Here is an 18390-nt window from a genome sequence, read left to right on the forward strand (position 1 = left end):
TTATTTTCTGTATCGCTAGCGAAACTCTGTATGACTAACGAAACGCTAGTTAAGCGCCTTCGTTGTGTAACTCTAAGTTAGCAAGATCTTGTTGAATCTCACGCTGAACCTTTGAGTCGTCATTACGCAAAGAGTCTAGGAAATCTAGGTACACTTGGTCGATATCGCCCGTTACATACTCGCCGTTAAATACAGAAGTATCAAAACGAGAGATGTCTTGATTGCCCATGCCCACTGCAGAAATCAGATCTGGTAGCGTTTGGAAAATCAAGGCGTCTGCGCCAATCTGCTTACAAATCGTTTCGTTATCACGACCATGAGCAATCAACTCTGTCGCGCTCGGCATATCAATGCCGTAAACGTTAGGGAAGCGAACCTCTGGAGCAGCTGAAACCATGAAGACCTTATTTGCGCCAGAATCACGAGCCATCTCAATGATCTGCTCTGATGTTGTGCCGCGAACGATAGAATCGTCAACCAGAAGAACGTTCTTACCTTTAAACTCAGAGCGAATTGCGTTGAGCTTACGGCGAACCGACTTCTTACGTTGTTGCTGACCTGGCATGATGAATGTGCGGCCAACATAGCGGTTTTTCACGAAACCTTGACGGTATGGCTTATTGATCGCTTGAGCGATTCGTAGCGCAATATCGTTTGATGTTTCAGGGATTGGAATAACTACATCAATGTCTAAGTCTGCGTACTCTTCTTTAATACGCATACCAAGCATCTCACCCATCTCAACGCGTGCGCTGTAAACCGAGATTTTGTCGATGAATGAATCTGGGCGTGCAAAGTATACAAACTCAAAGATACATGGGTTTAGTTGTGGGTTGTCTGCACATTGCTTAGTGAAAAGCTCACCGTCAAACGTTGCGTAGATAGCTTCACCTGGTGCTACGTCGCGCATGAAGTCGAAACCAACAGCATCGAGTGCTACCGATTCAGACGCAACCATGTACTCTGTTTTACCTTGAACTTCACGCTTACCAAGACACAATGGACGAATACCATGTGGGTCACGGAATGCGATCATACCGTGGCCGATGATCATCGCCGTTACGGCGTAAGCACCACGAATTGTACGATGCACATTTGCCACAGCGCGGAAAACGTCATCTGAAGTTACGTTACCTTTAACAGTATCGATCTCATGAGCTAATACGTTCAGTAGAACTTCAGAGTCAGAGGTTGTGTTTACATGACGACGGTCTTTTTCGAACAACTTCTCACGAACTTCGTTTGCGTTCGTCAGGTTACCGTTGTGCGCCAACGTAATGCCAAAAGGAGAGTTTACGTAGAAAGGCTGAGCTTCAGACGCACTTGAACTACCCGCAGTAGGATAACGAACATGGCCAATACCAACTTCACCTTGTAGGCGCTGCATGTGTTTTGCTTCAAAAACATCTTTTACTAAACCGTTCGCCTTACGCAGACGGAAACGATTGCTTTCTATGGTACAAATACCAGCGGCATCTTGGCCACGATGCTGCAATACCGTTAAAGCGTCATAAATAGACTGGTTTACAGGTGTTGAACCCACGATTCCAACAATACCACACATGTCCTAATCCTCGATTTTTCGACATTAACTGGCGCTAGAGCGCGCCAGATAAGAAACTAGATGTTGCTTGTAAATGCTCGAAGAACGGCGCAATGATTCGACTAAATTCTGGAACCAATTGCGAATTCTTCCACCACTCAGAACTTGGGAATGCAGTAAACGCATCCATGAAAAACAACACTGCAGAAACAATCAAAACACCACGTAAGCCACCAAAGACGACACCGAGGATTCTGTCTGTACCTGACAGGCCTGTTTTCTGAACTAGTTGACCGATGACATAGTTAACTAAGGCACCCACAACTAACGTTGCAACAAACAATGCTGCTATCGCAGTTCCGTTTCGAAACATCTCATCTTCGATATTGGTGAAGTACATCGCTAATTTAGCGTAGTACTGGCTAGCAATAAAAAATGCTCCAAACCAAATAACGAGTGACAAGGCTTCTTTAGCGAAACCACGAACTAAACTGATCACGGCAGAGAAGCCGATCACGCCTAAAATGACAAAATCTAACCAATTCATGAATTCTTCATCTTAAGTTGGCGCGCATTTTAACAGAAAAAATGCTGACGCAAACGTTTTCTTATGGATTTAACGGTTTAAATTTGAGCAACTGGCCTTTTGAACCCGTAATTTTTTCTAATTCCTTAATTTGTCGCTCAAGTTTGGATTTAGAGACATCCGGGCCAATAATTACTCGCGTAAAAGTTTTTTCTTGCTTGGTGTGAGCCTGATAACCGCGCTTTTGCAGATCCTTAACAACGTTTTTTGCGTTGTCAGCATTCTTCAAAGCCATCAATTGAATAATCCAAGCACTGTCTTGGTATTCATTTTTTTCAGGTACCGGCTTAACCACAACTGCCACTTTGTCTGCTTCTTTATCATTAGAAGAAGACGCGGTTTGCGTGTTTGAATTATCAGTACGACCACTTTCAACCACTTGCTCAACCGGAGAATCCGGTAGCGCTATCTGATCTTCAACGGGATCGAGTACTTCAAACACTTCAACATTACTATCAAGCTCAGGCTTAATTGGAATGCTTGCAAACTCTTCTTTGTAGTGGAGCTTCTTACCATCTAGTACATCGGGCAATACAATCACGCCAATGGCCACTAAAATGATGGTGCCGACTAACCGGCTTTGGAATTTACTTGCCATTTAGTTTCCTTTTTTCTGCCAATGCTCCAACACTTCACCCACTGTATGGAAAGAACCGACAACCAACACAACATCGTCACCTTTAACAGAAGCTAAAGCCGCTTCAAACGCTACAACAGGGTTTGAATACCGCTCTACACCTTCAGGTAAGCTTTGACACAATTCAGCGGCTGTTGCGGCTCGTGGGCCGTTCAGCGAAGCTGGGTACCAATGTGTTGTTATTGGAGCTAATACTTCCAATGTCGCGGGGATATCTTTGTCATGAAGCATGGCGACTACAACGTGTAAATTTTTGCCTGCATACTTCTTCGCGACTTGCTGCGCAAAGTACTCAGCAGAATGCGGGTTGTGTGCTACATCAAGCACAATCACCGGTTGTTCGCTAATTTGCTGCATACGCCCAGGAAGCTGCGCATTCTTCATGCCGTTAACCACGTTCACGTCGCTAATACTAAGCTCTGATGTGCCCAATGCCATCAACGCTGTTGCAGCGTTAGGTAACGGCAGGCTTGGAATAGGTAGCGATTCTAGTTGGAATGCACCACTGCGCCAGTTCCACGTATCACCGTCAACATCATAAGTGTATTGAATACCGACTTGGTAGAACTCAGCCTTAATGTCATCAGCGTGCGCTGCAACCGTAGCCGGTGGCTTGGGTTGACCACAGATAGCGGGTTTACCGCTACGATAAATGCCCGCTTTCTCAAAACCAATCACATTGATGTCATCACCTAGCCAGTCAACATGGTCGACAGCCAAACTAGTAATCACAGAAACATCATGCTCAACGATATTGGTCGCGTCTAAACGCCCGCCTAAACCCACTTCTAAAAGCACAACATCAACCGCTTCAGTTTGAAATGCACGTAACGCCGCTAAAGTGCCATATTCGAAAAAACTCAGGCTGATTTCGCCACGCTCTTTCTCAATGAAATCGAAAGACTGAACCATCTTTTCATCAGATAGATCTTGGCCGTTGATACGAACACGTTCGTTATAGCGAATTAAGTGAGGAGAGCTGTAGACACCAACTGAGTAACCAGCGTCCAATAGAATCGCTTCCATCAGTGCACATGTTGAGCCTTTGCCATTGGTTCCGGCAACAGTAATAACATGTTGAGCAGGTTTGGTGAGGTTTGCCTTAGAGGCGACGGTCTGAACTCGGTCTAATCCAAGATCAATAGCGCTTGTGTGGATGTTTGATAAATAATCAAGCCACATCTCCAAAGAGGATGTGGCTTGAGGAATAGGTTGTTGACTCATCTAACTCATAACCATAATTAAGTTGGTTTGTTAGAAGGTACTTTACCCTTTTTCTGGCGCTTCTGGTACTTCATAAGTAGCTTCATTCGGTGAATCGTTCACAGAAACTACTAATGGTGAAGGCTGGTTGGTCATTTTAGCAACAAGGCTTGCAACGCGCTGACGCATCTCACGACGGTCAACAATCATGTCGATAGCACCGTGGTCTAATAGGAACTCACTGCGTTGGAAACCTTCAGGAAGGTCTTCACGTACCGTTTGTTCGATTACACGACGTCCAGCAAAACCGATCAGTGCTTTTGGTTCACCAATATTGATATCGCCAAGCATTGCCAAACTTGCAGAAACACCACCCATTGTTGGATCAGTCATAACTGAAACAAACGGTAGGCCTTTCGCAGATAAACGCTCAAGCGCAGCACTGGTTTTCGCCATTTGCATTAGAGACATCAATGCCTCTTGCATACGAGCACCACCACTTGCAGAGAAACACACTAAACCACAGTTGTTCTCGATAGCAGCATCTACCGCTTTCACGAAACGAGCACCAACAACAGAACCCATTGAGCCGCCCATGAATGAGAATTCAAAAGCACACGCTACGATAGGTAAACCCAATAGTTCGCCTTTCATTGCAACTAATGCGTCTGTTTCACCACTGTTCTTTTGAGCAGCAGAGATACGTTCTTTGTAACGCTTAGAGTCTTTAAACTTCAGCTTGTCTTGTGGCTCAAGATCAGCACCTAGTTCAACACGCTCACCTTTGTCTAGGAATGTATCCAGACGACGACGTGCTTTCATGCGCATGTGATGGTCACATTTTGGACATACTTCTAGGTTACGCTCTAGTTCAGCATGGTACAGAACCTGCTCACAAGAAGTACATTTCGTCCAAACACCCTCAGGGATAGACGCTTTACGAGATGTTACGATGTTGCTTTTTTCTAAAATCTTTTCAAGCCAACTCATGGAAGACCTTTTTGTTTCGATTCTTCCGCTTGATTGCGAAAGAAATAAATTTGGGAATTATGCGTGGGAATTAAAGCACATAAAACAGCGACTGTAGATAAAAAACTGGTTGTACCTATTTTCTGGGACTATCTTACGCACTAAACCGTAATAATTTTTGAACCTAAGTCTCACATTTAGTTCAAATTATCCGGTAAAAATAGAGGACCAATTGGCTCTCGTGGTAGCTCAAAATGTTCAGGATAATCAACATCCACCAGATACAAACCTTCCGCTTTTGCAGTTGCGCCGGCTACTTTTCGATCTTTAGCTTCTAAAAGCCACTGGATCCACTCTGGTTTCTGCTCACCTTTACCTACGGCAATAAGGCTACCCGTAATATTCCTCACCATGTGGTGAACAAACGCATTCGCTTTAATATCGATCACAATGTAGTGTCCATGACGAGTCACGTTCAAGTGAATCATGTTTCTCCATGGGCTACGAGATTGACAGTGTGTTGCCCTGAACGAAGTGAAGTCATTCTCACCAAGTAAGTACTGACCCGCTTCATGCATTTTTTTCTCATCAAGATGACCATGATAATGGCTCACACCTGAATTCAAAATGCCTGGGCGTAGTGCATGGTTAAAGATAATGTAGCGATAACGGCGGGCAGTAGCCGAGAAACGAGCATGGAAATCCTCATTCACTTCTGTCGCCCAACGAACCGCAATATCTTTTGGCATGTTGGCATTCGCGCCCATTGTCCATGCCACCATTTTACGATCGACATTAGTTTCAAAGTGAACGACTTGTCCCGTACCGTGAACACCGGCATCTGTACGACCTGCGCACATAACTTCTACAGGGTGATTCGCGACAACTGAAAGAGCCTTTTCCAATTCTTCTTGGACACTTTTCACGTCTCGTTGGCGCTGCCAACCAAAGTAGTGGGTACCGTTATATTCAATACCTAAAGCAATTTTCATGTTCTTGTTCTCTTTGAAAATGGGCGAGAAGTATATACGGAAATCAGTGCTAGCCCAAATAGGATGGGGCTAAAACTTCAATAAACAATCAGCATCGACCGAGACGATGCTGTTGAAAAACCAAATGAAACGATAGCGCTCTGTATCGCCTTAAAATAAAGGGTAGCCAACGCTACCCTTTCTGATTTGTAAATTTATCGACCGTTTAACGTATCGATAAGATTTTTTGCCTCTCGACGAATATCATCGCTGCCGTCAACGATTGCCTCTTCTAGAAGCTTAATTGCCCCTTGCGAGTCACTCATCTCGATGTAGATTTTGGCCAAATCAAGCTTACCCGCAGCTTCTGCATTGCTGTCGACATCATAATTGCCAATATCACCGATAACATCAGGGAATTCGTTAAGACCCACATCCAGTTTAAGCTCTTCATCGTCTGGATTAATGACTTCTTCACCTTCTTGCTCGACTTGAGCCATTAGCTCATCAATCGTCATGTACTGCTTATCACGACTGTTGCCTGATTCGGTTAGATTGTCTTGTTCAGCCCAATTCTCTTCTTTGATTTTCGGTTCAGCTTGCTGTTCAGCCGATGCCCAAATCTCTTGTTGGTCATCAGGCACATCATTATGCATGCTCGATTGTTGTTCTGGCGCTAGGTTAAAGCCTTTCCAGTCTTCGCCGCCGACTTCAAGCATGGCGTCAATATCTAACCCTGCGCTATCAATCGAAGTTGCGTCCAATGGCTTATCGAACATGTTGTCGACAGAGTCTTGAACATCTTCAGAAAGCAACTCAGCTAATGCTGTCTCATCAAAGTCATCAAAGCCTTCTAGTGGCTCGTCTTGAACCGCTGCAGGCGTTGAGTTTGGCTCTGAAGCCGCGCTCAGTGATTCTTCTGGCTGTGCAAAACCAGCCGGTTCAGAGTCTTCAGCATTCGAGAAATCATCAGCCTGACTATAGCTCTGCGGATTTGAGAACAGATCATGCAACGCATCTTGCTCTTCGCCTTGTGGGCTGAAAGAAGTCAGTGGTGTTGGCTTATCAGCAAACGCATCAGAGATGGCTTCATCTTCACCATATTCCGGTAAATCAAACTCATCGAACTCTACGCCTTCATCTTCCGCCACCGGCTCGGCATTGCTTTGCTCAATATCATCTAAAACAGAGTCTGCTTTTGCGCTTTCTTCATCGTACTCCGGAAGATCAAGGTCATCGAACTCGAACTTCTCTGTGTCAGGCGCTAAGTCTTGCTCTAACTGTGCTTCATCTGGTTCACTCACCACTTCCGCTAACGCATCGTCTTCACCAAACTCTGGTAGTTCGAAGTCATCAAGCGAGAATTCTTCTTCGCTTTCTGGTTTCGCAGTTTCAACTTGTGGTGCAGCATCTAACTGAGGCTCAGCGGTAGGTTGCGATTCAACACTTGATTGAGAGTCTATAGCAGGCGTTGCTGGCTCTGTTGTTGATTCAGCATCAGCTTCCGCTAGTGCGTCTTCTTCACTAAACTCTGGTAAGTCGAAATCATCAAACGAAAACTCTTCGTCGTCTTGCGCCTGAGCTATAACTTGGGCTTCAGTTTGAGGCTCAACACTTGGTTGAGCATCAATAGTTGGCGTTACTGGTTCTGGTGTTGATTCAGCATCAGCTTCCGCTAGTGCATCTTCTTCATTAAACTCTGGCAATTCGAAGTCATCAAACGAGAATTCTTCTTCGCCTTCTTGTCCTAGAACTTCAGCTTGTTCTGCTACTTCCGCTTGTGGTGTAGCTTCAACTTTCGGTTCAGCGACAGGTGTCACTAGCTCTGGTGTTACGTCAGTTTCCGCTAATGCTTCTGGTTCAGACGCCTCATCTTCAATCAGCCAATCATCGTCTTCTGGCACACCAAATTCATTTGGAATGATCTCTGGCATGTTTGCAGCACGAACTGGCTCTGGCTCTGGCTCTGGCTCTGGCTCTGGCTCTGGCTCTGGCTCTGGCTCTGGCTCTGGCTCTGGCTCTGGCTCTGGCTCTGGCAAGGATTCAACGACATCTTCAAGCTGATCGCTACCTTGGATTTTCGGTTCAAAGTCAAAATCAGAGTCAATGTTCGCTGGCGACTCTACATCGTCGATGGCTTCAGCTAACCAGTCTTCAACCGTTTCTTCTTCATCTTCAGAGATATCGTTCAAAGACGATGGCGAAGCTTGCTCTTGTACGTCGGCTTCTTTCGGCTCTGGTTCTTGTTGTGCGGTTTCTTCTTTAACTCGCTCTTCAAAATCTGGTTTGTCAAAATCAGAATTCTCAGATAACAGCGAGTCGATATCCAGTTCATCATCTTCAACCGATGATGCGGTTTCTTGCGCTGATACTTCGTCGCTGTCTAAAAGAGACGCTTGCTCTGGTTCAACCGTATTGTCAATTGATGGTTCAACAGGCTCTTCTATTGCTGGCAACAAATCATTGTCATCAGAAGTCATTAACTCATCAATCAACGCTTCGTCTGTTGTTTCTAGCGAGTCATCAAGCAAAGCATCCGTTGCCGGTGCGACACCGAACAAATCATCGATAAAACCATCACGATTAAAGGCTTCATCATTTTCTGGCTTAATGTCAGAACTTTCTTGAGTCATTTCAGAATCTAACGATTCATCAGTAACGACTTCAGGTTGTGGTGTTTCACTAATGTCCGGATCTTGCTCAGGCTCACCTTCAGAGGTTAACGGAGTAAGCTCAACGTCTGAGTCCTTTTCAGGCTCCTCATTGGCGTTGTCCAAACCAAAGGCTGCGTCTAACTCTTTATCAAACGTCTTATCTTCAGATTCAAGCTCGTCTTCAATGCCACTTGTCAGTAAGTCATCAAATGGGTCTAGAGATTCTGATTTTGATGCATCCGCTAAAAGCTCATCATCTGACAATTCACTATCAAGGAAATCATCCAATAAGTCGGTACTTTCGGCGTCGAGTTCGAAATCATCCTCGTCAGAGTCACCTATTAATTCATCCAAGGTTTCCGTGCTGTCTTCTGCGATGTTGAGGTCATCATCGGTCGATAAACCAGAAAGCTCTTCAAGCTCAGACAGAGAATCAAAGCCAAGAGGTTCGCTTTCAGACTCATCATCCGAATCGTCCCCTAGCATCTCATCAAGAAGGTCTGTCGAGTTACTTAGGTCTACGTCATCGCCTGCCAGTTGCTCATCAAGCAGATCAACGCTGTCTTGAGGTTCTTCATTTACGATGGGCTTATCGAACTGAGACAGAATGTTTTCGATATCATCATCAGACGCCAAACCACTGTTTAGGTTAGTGGCAATCTCATCGTCGCTATCGAGGTTGAAAGGGTCATTCGCTTGATCGTTCTGAGCAGCAACTTGGGCAAAGATGTCATCAATATCATCATTCGCTGTCGGTGAAGCTGGCTCAGGGGACTGTTGTTCAGAGATTAGAGCATCAATATCAAAATCGTCATTGCTCAAATCAACAGGCTTAGTCTCACTTTGTTGCTCAGAGATAAGCGCATCGATGTCAAAATCATCGCTTGCTGGTGTTTCAGTGCTAGAAGGCGAATCACTTTGCTCTTCCGAAATCAGAGCATCAATATCGAAGCTGTCGTCATCTTCGTCATCAAGAGCAAACAGATCATCTAATAAAGATTGGTCTAGCTCGTTGGAACCGAGATCTTCAGTTTCAGACTCTTGAGATAGTAAAGCTTCAATGTCATCAGCAGACATTGCGTTATCATCAGAAAGATCAAAGTCGACATCATCAGTATCGACGGCGCTTTCCGCTGTTTTGTCTAGCGCACGTTCCATCTCTTCAAGGCCAAGCGCTTTCTCTTCGCCATTAACACTAATGCCGTTGCTGCTGTCTAAATCTAGATCGTCGAAGTTGGTGTCTAAATCACCGTTTTCGCCAATGCTAGCAAACGGGTCATCGTCTTCACCATCTAGATTGAAATCGAGATCAGATTCATCTAAACCAGCAAAGACATCATCCTCTTCGGCTAGCGCTTGATCGTCAAACAGCTTGTTGGCGTCATCTTCCGTACCAAACAAGTCATCATCTAAAGACAGCTCGTTAAGGTCGTCCATCTCGTCGCCCAATGTAATAGGTGCAACGGTACTTGGTTCTGGCTGGAGCGGTTGTTCTTGAGTCGTCTGCTGTTGCTCATCATTTTTAGAACGACGGCCTAACAGCATCACAACGATCAAACCAATGAGCAGACCTGGAATAATCGCAAGAGCCGCCACTAACCAACCATTCGATAACAGTTCATCCATGACACTTGGTGCCATCTTTTCAATTTCGGCGTTCTTTCTGCGCTCTTCATCAAGCAGCTTTTCCACTTCGCTACGAATGCGGTCTTCATCACTGAGCTCTGTTTTTAGCTCATCCACTTCCGATTGAACATTCGATAACATCAAACGAAGTTGGTGATTTTTCTCTTCAAGTGACAGCAGTTCAGTTTCTGAAAGCTCTAGCTGCTTCTCTAACTTGTTCATCTCTTGGGTTGGTGCAGATTGAGCTAGAGATGATTGAGTTGGAGACAATGGCTTTTTAGCAGTTTCAGTAGTGCTTACTTGCTTAGCAGGAGTAACATTTTTTGCATCAGAACTCGGCGCTTTGGGTTTTGAAGCGACAGGCTTACTTGCAGGAGCATCAAGCTTAGCAAGATGTGAGTTCATGATGTTGATAGCTTGCTGCGTCGAGCTTGCACGTGCTTGCTCTAAAGAAGGCACGCGTAGATTGCTCGCAGGCAGCAGGCTATGGATATTCTGGTTTTCAAACGCTTGTGGGTTTAAGCGATAAATAGCCAACAGAGTTTGTTGGACTGAAACGGAGTTATCAGGGCGTAACTTTGAGGCAATAGACCACAATGTTTCTGAGCCGCGAGTTGGACCATAGAAACGTGAAGGCTCAGCGCTATTTGATTGCGCTCTTTGAAGTGGTTCTGAAAACGTAGGCGCTGATTGTATCTGGCCATTAGGCCCTACAACTCGAATGGAATCTGCACGAACAACGGAAATCTGAGTCGCAATGATAAAGGCAAAAGGCATTAACCACGGCTTGAAAATTTGAAACATAAAAGGCTCAGCTAGGTGCTTAAATTCGGAAAAGTGATGATCTATTAAATATATCGGATAAATGACGTAAAACTATAGAGATGAAAACAAAAAATGTGTTGCAGCAACAATATTCGCAGCAATTTCACACAATTTGACTAACAATATTTTTAATCGATTAAAAAAGCCCCACTAAAGAGTGAGGCTTTTTTATCAAAGCAATAAAGCTTAGAAGTAATCGCGAATCAGAACTTCAGCGATTTGAACTGCGTTTGTTGCTGCGCCTTTACGAACGTTATCAGCGACAACCCACATGTTTACGCCACTGTGATGGCTGATGTCGTTACGAATACGACCAACCATTACGTGGTCTTTACCACCTGCATCACGAACTTGAGTTGGGAAGTCTAGCGCTTGGAATACTTCAACACCTTCTGTGTTCTCTAGAAGCTGAACCACTTGCTCTGCACCGATTGGTGCGCGAGTTTCAATGTGTAGAGATTCTGCGTGACCGTAAAATACTGGTACGCGGACACAAGTCGGGTTCACTGTGATTGAAGAGTCAGCAAAGATTTTTTGAGTTTCCCAAACCATCTTCATCTCTTCACGCGTGTAGCCGTTCTCTGTAAATTCATCGATTTGAGGAATACAGTTGAAAGCGATTTGTTGTGAGAACGCTGAGTTTTCAGCTGGCATACCGTTAAGAAGCTTAGCCGTTTGACCCGCTAGCTCATCGATACCTGGCTTACCCGCACCAGACACAGATTGGTAAGTTGAAACGTTAATACGCTCAAGGCCCACTTCATCGTGAATTGGTTTTAGCGCTACTACCATTTGGATAGTCGAGCAGTTAGGGTTCGCGATGATGTTACGGTTACGGAACTCAGCAATCGCTTCAGGGTTCACTTCAGGCACAACCAGAGGAACATCGTATTCGTAACGGAAGCGTGATGTGTTATCGATGACAACCACACCTTCATCAGCCGCAATTGGAGCCCAACGCTCTGAAAGCTCGCTACCTGCAGAGAAAAACGCAATATGTACTTGAGACCAATCGAAGTCTTCTACGTTTTGTACTTGTATTGTTTTGCCGTTAAAACGGGAAGTTTTGCCTTCACTACGTTCACTTGCTAGTAAGTGCATTTCACCGACAGGGAATTTACGCTCTTTAAGTACTTCAAGAATGGTTTCACCAACCGCACCAGTCGCACCTAAAATAGCAATATTAAATTCTTGGCTCATTGTTTCTCTCTTTTATAAAGTTGGCTTTACCATAAAACCGAGTTTAGATAACGGCGTTAAATTACAAGATTCGTCGCCCGTTAACTCGACTGCACTGTACTCTCTGCGGTCCCAATATTCTTTACGCATCTTGTCAAAAGAACCCGGCGTAACGATATTGCGACGGAATAAGGCGTCGTCTTTGCGCACATCATAGATCAACTGAGTCAAATTGTGCAGTGTTGCTTCATCCCAAGCTCTATCTAATTTCATTTGAGGTACAGGCGCTGTCGGCAATAAGTCGCTTGCATACGCACGCTGTTCAGTACCTAAAAATTCACAATAACTGTTGAAGATCATCGTGGTACCACGCGCTTTACCTTCTAAACCGTAGCCCGCTACGTGAGGCGTTGCAAAAGCGAGTAACGGAAGAAGCTCAAAGTCGACTTCAGGTTCAAACTCAAACACATCAAGCACTGCAGTGAAACCATCGGCTTTTTGCAGGCGAGCTTTTAGCGCTTGGTTATCAACCACAGGACCGCGAGCTGCATTAATCAGGATTTGATCAGCACGTAAGTTGTTCAGCACTTGCTCACTGATCAAGTGATGCGTTGGATACTCACCCGTCTTAGTGATTGGCGTGTGTAATGTAATAACGTCTGATTGTTCAAGCAGTGTCTCTAATTCAGTAAACTCACGAGTATCACCCTCTTGTTGTTTTAGAGGGTCGTTCAGCAGAACTTTGATACCAATACCTTCAAGGCACTTCGCTAAGTAGCTACCTACCTGACCACAACCGATAATACCGACCGTTTTATCGAATACAGAGAAGCCTTGTTGCTGCGCAAGTACCATCATTGCGCTGAAGGCATACTCAGCGACACCCACCTTGTTACAGCCAGGCGCTGCAGTAAAGAAAATGCCACGCTCTTTCATCAATGCTTGGTCGACATGGTCCATACCTGCCGTCGCAGTGCCGACAAACTTTAGCTTATTGGCTTTGCTAATCAATGACTCATTCACCTTGGTGACAGAGCGAATCATCAATGCGTCTACGTCAACTAGGTCGTCAGCTGTTAATGTGCGACCAGACTTCATTGTCACTTCCCCTAGCTGGCTAAAAAGCGCTTCAGCGTAAGGCATATTTTCGTCGATTAAGATTTTCATTTGGCGAGTACTTTTGTTGGGGTCTATCGACCTAAATGTGAATTGAAATGATTGTGCAAAATTCCACACACGGTGTCGAGTAGCAATTGGAATACATTATAAATAAAGGGCTGAATCACCTAACCTTGGCAGACAAGAACCGAAACCAGAGTGAACACCCAAGATCAAACGGCTAAAACGAAAAATGCCCGATTGAATAAACAATCGGGCAAACATCCAGAACAAAAGGATCCTATCTCGCTCTCCAGGAGACAGAGTCTTGCGTCTGTTCAACCAGTACTAACCAAAGTCAGTACTGGTCAAGCTCTGGAAACCTTTCAATCTCTAAACCCAGATTTAAAAACTATGTTCAAAAAACACGTTTACCAACCTGCGTCTAAAAACTTTGTTCTGATGGTCATTATTACTGGGTGACCTGTGCGTGTTGAATCGGCACTAGCGCAACCCTTTAACGATTAACCTTGTCTCTGTAACTCAAGCTTAAGTTAAGCTTGGTACTTTTTGATTACTAGCGTTGCGTTCGTACCGCCGAAACCAAAACTGTTAGACATAACTGTAGTTAGCTCTTGATCACGAGCTTCAGTTACGATGTCTAGGCCAGCAGCAGCTTCGTCTAGGTTCGAAACGTTAATGCTTGGAGCGATAAAGCCGTTATCTAGCATTAGCGTTGAGTAAATAGCTTCGTGTACGCCAGCAGCACCTAGAGCGTGACCTGTCATCGCTTTAGTTGCAGAAATTGCTGGGCTGTTGCCACCGCCATTGCCTTGAGAGAAAACTTCTTGGATAGCGCCTAGCTCTTTAACGTCGCCAACTGGAGTTGAAGTACCGTGAGTGTTCACGTAATCAACGCCATCAACGTTTTGCATCGCCATCTTCATACAACGAACCGCACCTTCACCAGAAGGAGCAACCATGTCGTAGCCATCTGAAGTTGCGCCGTAGCCTACGATTTCACCGTAGATTTTTGCGCCACGAGCAACAGCGTGCTCAAGCTCTTCAATAACTAGCATGCCGCCGCCACCAGAGATAACGAAACCGTCACGGTCAGCATCGTAGGTACGAGAAGCCAATTCTGGAGTGTCGTTGTACTTAGTAGAAAGTGCGCCCATTGCGTCGAACATCATAGTCAGAGACCAATCCAGTTCTTCACCGCCACCAGCGAATACAACGTCTTGCTTACCAAGTTGGATAAGCTCCATTGCGTGACCAATACAGTGTGCAGATGTCGCACATGCAGAGCTCATAGAGTAGTTCACACCACGGATTTTGAAAGGAGTTGCTAGACAAGCAGAAACCGTAGAAGCCATTGTACGTGGAACCATGTATGGACCAACGCGCTTCACGCCTTTCTCACGGATGATGTCTACCGCGTTTACTTGGTTTAGAGATGAAGCACCACCTGAACCCGCAACGATACCCGTGCGGTCATTAGATACTTGATCTTCAGTTAAGCCAGAATCAGCAATTGCTTGCTCCATTGAAAGATAAGCGAATGCCGCTGCATCACCCATAAAGCGCATTTTTTTGCGATCGATATGGTCAGCAGGGTTCATTTTTAGGTTACCCCATACTTGAGAGCGCAAGCCATTTTCCTTGAACTGCTCTGAAGCGGTAATACCAGATTTACCCTCTTTCAGTGATGCTAAAACTTCTTCGACGTTGTTACCGATACTTGAAACAATACCCATACCGGTGATTACGACTCGTTTCATGTGACATTCCTATAATTCTAAATTCAGCTAGATGATAACTAAGAAGCCTAACAAAAGTGGTCAGCTTTCCTAGAAATTCGTACAATCCCTACCAACATATCGCTTCAAATCACAAAATGATAGATTTTATGACTTCAATTACTAATGCAGAACTGGAATGGAATGAGTCTGGCACGCCAGTTTCAGACCAATTTGACGACGTTTACTTCTCTAATGTTAACGGTTTAGAAGAAACTCGCTACGTCTTTTTAAAACAAAACCACCTTCCAGAGCGTTGGGTTGAACATCAACAACGCCGTTTTGTGATAGCTGAAACCGGTTTTGGTACAGGTTTGAACTTTCTCGCAGTCTGGCAATGGTTCGATGCTTTTATTAAAGATAACCCACAAGCGATGACCAAAGAGTTACATTTCATCAGTTTTGAAAAATATCCTCTCAATAAAGAGGATCTCATCAAAGCGCACCAATCGTGGCCAGAATTAGCGGAGTATGCGACACAACTCCAAGAACACTACCCTATCGCCCTGCCTGAATGTCACCGTATTGTGCTCGGTGATGGTGCGATCACGCTTGATTTGTGGTTTGGTGATATTAAAGATTGTATGCCAAACGTGCCGACCCCGCATGAAGGTTTGGTCGATGCATGGTTCTTAGACGGTTTTGCGCCAAGTAAGAACCCAGAGATGTGGAATCAAAACCTATTCAACGGCATGGCTAAACTGGCAAAACAAGATTGTAGCTGCGCCACTTTCACCGCCGCGGGTTTTGTTCGCCGTGGTTTAATCGAAGCTGGCTTTGCGATGAAAAAAGTCAAAGGCTTTGGTACTAAGCGAGAAATGATTGCAGGCCGACTTGGCGAAAAGCACGCTCACACCAATATCAAACCTTGGTATGGCCTCGCTCAACACAATGATTCACAAGACATAGCTATTATTGGTGGTGGTGTAGCCAGTGCTGCACTTACAAAAACCTTAAGCCGTCGTGGTAAAAACATCACCCTTTATTGTGAACACCCACAAGCTGCGGGTAATGCCTCTGGCAATAATCAAGGTGCGATTTACCCGTTATTGAGTGAAGCGACATCGAACGTGTCTCGCGTGTTTGGCCCAGGGTTACTGTTTGCTCGTCAATTTATTAATCAAGCGGCTCACTCTGTTCAATTTGATCACAGCTGGTGTGGCGTGAACATTTTGATGTGGGATCAAGGCTCCACTAAAAAACTCAACCGCATGTTGGAAGGCAATTTCCACACAGATTTGATTCAGCGTTTAACGCCAGAGCAAGCCAACGAAAAGATTGGTTTACCAGTCGATAAAGAGAGTGTTTACTTTCCACTGGGTGGGTGGCTAAGCCCTCTTCAGCTTACTCAAGGTTTGATTGGTAAGTTAGAAGAGACCAACCAAGTGAGCGCACACTATCAACACCAAGTTACGCAACTTGAATGGTTAGAAGCAGAGCAGCAATGGTTGCTGACGATTGAGACACCTCAAGGTGAAATTCAAACCAAGCACGATCAAGTGGTTGTCGCGAATGGACACAAGTTCACCCAATTTGAACAAACTCGCCCCGTACCTCTGACACCAGTTAAAGGGCAAGTGAGTCATATCCCGACTACAGAGAATCTCAGCCAGTTAAAAACGGTATTGTGCTTTGATGGCTATTTGACGCCACAGAACCCCAACAATGGTCATCACTGTATTGGTGCGAACTACGACAAAACCAATATCGACCAAGAATTTGATATTGAGGTTCAGCAGCACAATGGCGAGCGCCTACATGGGTCACTACCAGACCAAGCATGGACAAAAGATGTCGATACCAGTGACAACTTAGCGCGCCAAGGTATCCGAAGCGTAAGCCGTGACCACCTTCCGTTTGTCGGAAACGTTGGTGACTTTGAAGCCATTAAGGAGCAGTACCAAGATCTCCACAACTTCAACCCGCAGCGTGACTCGGTTGAGGATGTAGAAACGGTAACAAGCTTCCCTAACCTTTATTGCTTTATCGGACTGGGTTCACGTGGTTTGAGCTCTGCACCATTATTGGCTGAAGTATTAGCATCACAGATCTGTGGCGACCCGCTGCCCTTGCCTGTTGATGTGCTTGAGGCGATTCACCCAAGTCGAATGTGGGTACGCAGACTGCGTAAAGGTAAGGCATTAACGGCTGGATGGGTTGCTGACAAGCATTCTAAATCAAAGCCGTAGTTTCTAGTTCAGCTATTTTGAACATCTGAAATTTCTGAATATCTGAAACTAATAAGTTAAAAGCTAAAAAGCCCGAGTTCATTGTGTCGCTCGGGCTTTTTGTTATTCGTGTTGCTCTAAACTGATGTTCTAAACGAAGCTGTATTTACAGCTTAGCAACCGCGTCTTTAATCTGTAGAACGATCTCTTCGTTGCTGATAGAACCAGATTCAAAATCAAAGTTATCGTAGAAGCTTGGTACTGAAACTGACGCTTGCACGTTTCCACCGAAGTAAGGTGCAGAACCTGTCGCTGCGCCAAGTACCGTTTGTGCGCCGCCAGGGCCTGGTGAAGTCGCTAGGTAAACCGCCGGCTTCTCGCCAAATACTGAACGCTCAATGCGTGTCGCCCAATCAAATAGGTTTTTATACGCAGCTGGGTAGTGACCATTGTGTTCTGCGAACGAGATAACAAACGCATCAGCTTCAGCTAGGTCGCGCAAGAATGCTTGAGCACCTTCCGCTTGGCCAATCTCTTTTTCAGTGTCTTCACTGAACATAGGAACATTGTAATCGATGATGTCTAGGACTTTTACTTCAGCACCTTCAATCAAGTTTGCTGCGTAAGTTGCTAGTGTTTTGTTGATTGAGGTAGAACTTGTGCTTGCGCCAAATGCGATAACTTTCATGATGTGACCTTTCTGTAATTCCGTTAAGTGGGATTAGAATAACGTAGTAAGAAAATGTAACCATCACAAGAAATGAACGGACTCATTCAAAAATTTCGAACGAGTCTCAAATAAACCAGTTCGCTCAGCAAAATGGGAAAGGAAGGGACTGAGCGGATAGTATTAATACATCGAGATTAAGCTTGGTTTTGTAGCTCAACCCAAAGGTCATTAACGATAGTGCGGTCTGCTGGTGTTAGTTCAGAGCGAGCGTCGTCTAGGCTCTGTTCAATACGAGCTTTTACTTCAGCCACATCTTCAATGCCTTCTTCTTCACATGAAGCCACTGAAAGAGAAATATGACCACGTAAGTAACCACCAGCAAACAGTTCATCGTCTGATGCGTTTTCAATGCGAGCATCAATTACTTCAAGTAGTTTTTCTTCAAATTCGATAATCATAATA

The 18390-nt window shown here is 44.9% G+C and carries 13 protein-coding genes; 1 reads left to right on the forward strand and 12 read right to left on the reverse strand.

The genetic code is table 11. The annotated features are described in order from the left end of the window. Window positions 1–49 precede the first annotated feature (49 nt). The 10 genes from purF to fabB form a co-directional block, all read right to left on the reverse strand. Entirely contained in the window at window positions 50–1564 is a 1515-nt protein-coding gene (purF, locus tag F0229_RS01500; protein WP_017062345.1) for an amidophosphoribosyltransferase, read from the reverse strand. 34 nt (window positions 1565–1598) lie between these two features. Continuing rightward, on the reverse strand, window positions 1599–2090 hold the full coding sequence (locus F0229_RS01505; RefSeq protein WP_009848678.1) for a CvpA family protein: 492 nt from the start codon (window positions 2088–2090) through the stop codon (window positions 1599–1601). A gap of 61 nt (window positions 2091–2151) precedes the next feature. Beyond that, complete coding sequence (locus F0229_RS01510) at window positions 2152–2727, reverse strand: SPOR domain-containing protein (protein WP_017063432.1); 576 nt, start codon at window positions 2725–2727, stop codon at window positions 2152–2154. Further along, on the reverse strand, window positions 2728–3990 hold the full coding sequence (folC, locus tag F0229_RS01515) for a bifunctional tetrahydrofolate synthase/dihydrofolate synthase (RefSeq protein ID WP_171732093.1): 1263 nt from the start codon (window positions 3988–3990) through the stop codon (window positions 2728–2730). Between the two features lie 42 nt (window positions 3991–4032). After that, complete coding sequence (gene accD, locus F0229_RS01520) at window positions 4033–4959, reverse strand: acetyl-CoA carboxylase, carboxyltransferase subunit beta (RefSeq protein ID WP_017062348.1); 927 nt, start codon at window positions 4957–4959, stop codon at window positions 4033–4035. Between the two features lie 176 nt (window positions 4960–5135). Beyond that, window positions 5136–5930 carry a tRNA pseudouridine(38-40) synthase TruA gene (gene truA / locus F0229_RS01525; protein ID WP_004734161.1) on the reverse strand — a complete coding sequence of 265 codons (795 nt, stop codon included), beginning with the start codon at window positions 5928–5930 and terminating at the stop codon, window positions 5136–5138. Window positions 5931–6124: 194 nt separating this feature from the next. Further along, entirely contained in the window at window positions 6125–10993 is a 4869-nt protein-coding gene (locus F0229_RS01530) for a FimV/HubP family polar landmark protein (protein WP_171732094.1), read from the reverse strand. Between the two features lie 207 nt (window positions 10994–11200). Continuing rightward, the gene (locus F0229_RS01535; RefSeq protein ID WP_017062350.1) at window positions 11201–12214 is read right to left on the reverse strand and encodes an aspartate-semialdehyde dehydrogenase; all 1014 of its coding nucleotides are present in this window, start codon (window positions 12212–12214) and stop codon (window positions 11201–11203) included. A 12-nt stretch (window positions 12215–12226) separates the two neighbouring features. Further along, the gene (locus F0229_RS01540) at window positions 12227–13360 is read right to left on the reverse strand and encodes a 4-phosphoerythronate dehydrogenase (RefSeq protein ID WP_171732095.1); all 1134 of its coding nucleotides are present in this window, start codon (window positions 13358–13360) and stop codon (window positions 12227–12229) included. Between the two features lie 485 nt (window positions 13361–13845). Further along, window positions 13846–15072 carry a beta-ketoacyl-ACP synthase I gene (gene fabB / locus F0229_RS01545; RefSeq protein WP_017070308.1) on the reverse strand — a complete coding sequence of 409 codons (1227 nt, stop codon included), beginning with the start codon at window positions 15070–15072 and terminating at the stop codon, window positions 13846–13848. Between the two features lie 56 nt (window positions 15073–15128). On the opposite strand from fabB, the gene mnmC reads away from it, so the two are divergent. Beyond that, on the forward strand, window positions 15129–17279 hold the full coding sequence (mnmC, locus tag F0229_RS01550) for a bifunctional tRNA (5-methylaminomethyl-2-thiouridine)(34)-methyltransferase MnmD/FAD-dependent 5-carboxymethylaminomethyl-2-thiouridine(34) oxidoreductase MnmC (RefSeq protein WP_171732096.1): 2151 nt from the start codon (window positions 15129–15131) through the stop codon (window positions 17277–17279). Window positions 17280–17424: 145 nt separating this feature from the next. On the opposite strand, the gene F0229_RS01555 is transcribed toward mnmC, so the two are convergent. Then, complete coding sequence (locus F0229_RS01555; protein ID WP_171732097.1) at window positions 17425–17946, reverse strand: NADPH-dependent FMN reductase; 522 nt, start codon at window positions 17944–17946, stop codon at window positions 17425–17427. Window positions 17947–18122: 176 nt separating this feature from the next. After that, entirely contained in the window at window positions 18123–18386 is a 264-nt protein-coding gene (locus F0229_RS01560) for a YfcL family protein (RefSeq protein WP_017063425.1), read from the reverse strand. Window positions 18387–18390 lie beyond the last annotated feature (4 nt).

Origin of the sequence: Vibrio sp. AIC-3, assembly GCF_013114515.1 — a bacterium.
Classification (GTDB): domain Bacteria; phylum Pseudomonadota; class Gammaproteobacteria; order Enterobacterales; family Vibrionaceae; genus Vibrio; species Vibrio crassostreae_C.

Bases quoted from the DNA above. Each gene is read 5' to 3' on its own strand.
- F0229_RS01535 (WP_017062350.1), bottom strand. From the start codon at position 12,214: ATGAGCCAAGAATTTAATATTGCTATTTTAGGTGCGACTGGTGCGGTT.
- fabB (WP_017070308.1), bottom strand. From the start codon at position 15,072: ATGAAACGAGTCGTAATCACCGGTATGGGTATTGTTTCAAGTATCGGT.
- purF (WP_017062345.1), bottom strand. From the start codon at position 1,564: ATGTGTGGTATTGTTGGAATCGTGGGTTCAACACCTGTAAACCAGTCT.
- folC (WP_171732093.1), bottom strand. From the start codon at position 3,990: ATGAGTCAACAACCTATTCCTCAAGCCACATCCTCTTTGGAGATGTGG.
- accD (WP_017062348.1), bottom strand. From the start codon at position 4,959: ATGAGTTGGCTTGAAAAGATTTTAGAAAAAAGCAACATCGTAACATCT.
- F0229_RS01555 (WP_171732097.1), bottom strand. From the start codon at position 17,946: ATGAAAGTTATCGCATTTGGCGCAAGCACAAGTTCTACCTCAATCAAC.
- F0229_RS01530 (WP_171732094.1), bottom strand. From the start codon at position 10,993: ATGTTTCAAATTTTCAAGCCGTGGTTAATGCCTTTTGCCTTTATCATT.
- F0229_RS01560 (WP_017063425.1), bottom strand. From the start codon at position 18,386: ATGATTATCGAATTTGAAGAAAAACTACTTGAAGTAATTGATGCTCGC.
- F0229_RS01505 (WP_009848678.1), bottom strand. From the start codon at position 2,090: ATGAATTGGTTAGATTTTGTCATTTTAGGCGTGATCGGCTTCTCTGCC.
- F0229_RS01510 (WP_017063432.1), bottom strand. From the start codon at position 2,727: ATGGCAAGTAAATTCCAAAGCCGGTTAGTCGGCACCATCATTTTAGTG.
- F0229_RS01540 (WP_171732095.1), bottom strand. From the start codon at position 13,360: ATGAAAATCTTAATCGACGAAAATATGCCTTACGCTGAAGCGCTTTTT.
- truA (WP_004734161.1), bottom strand. From the start codon at position 5,930: ATGAAAATTGCTTTAGGTATTGAATATAACGGTACCCACTACTTTGGT.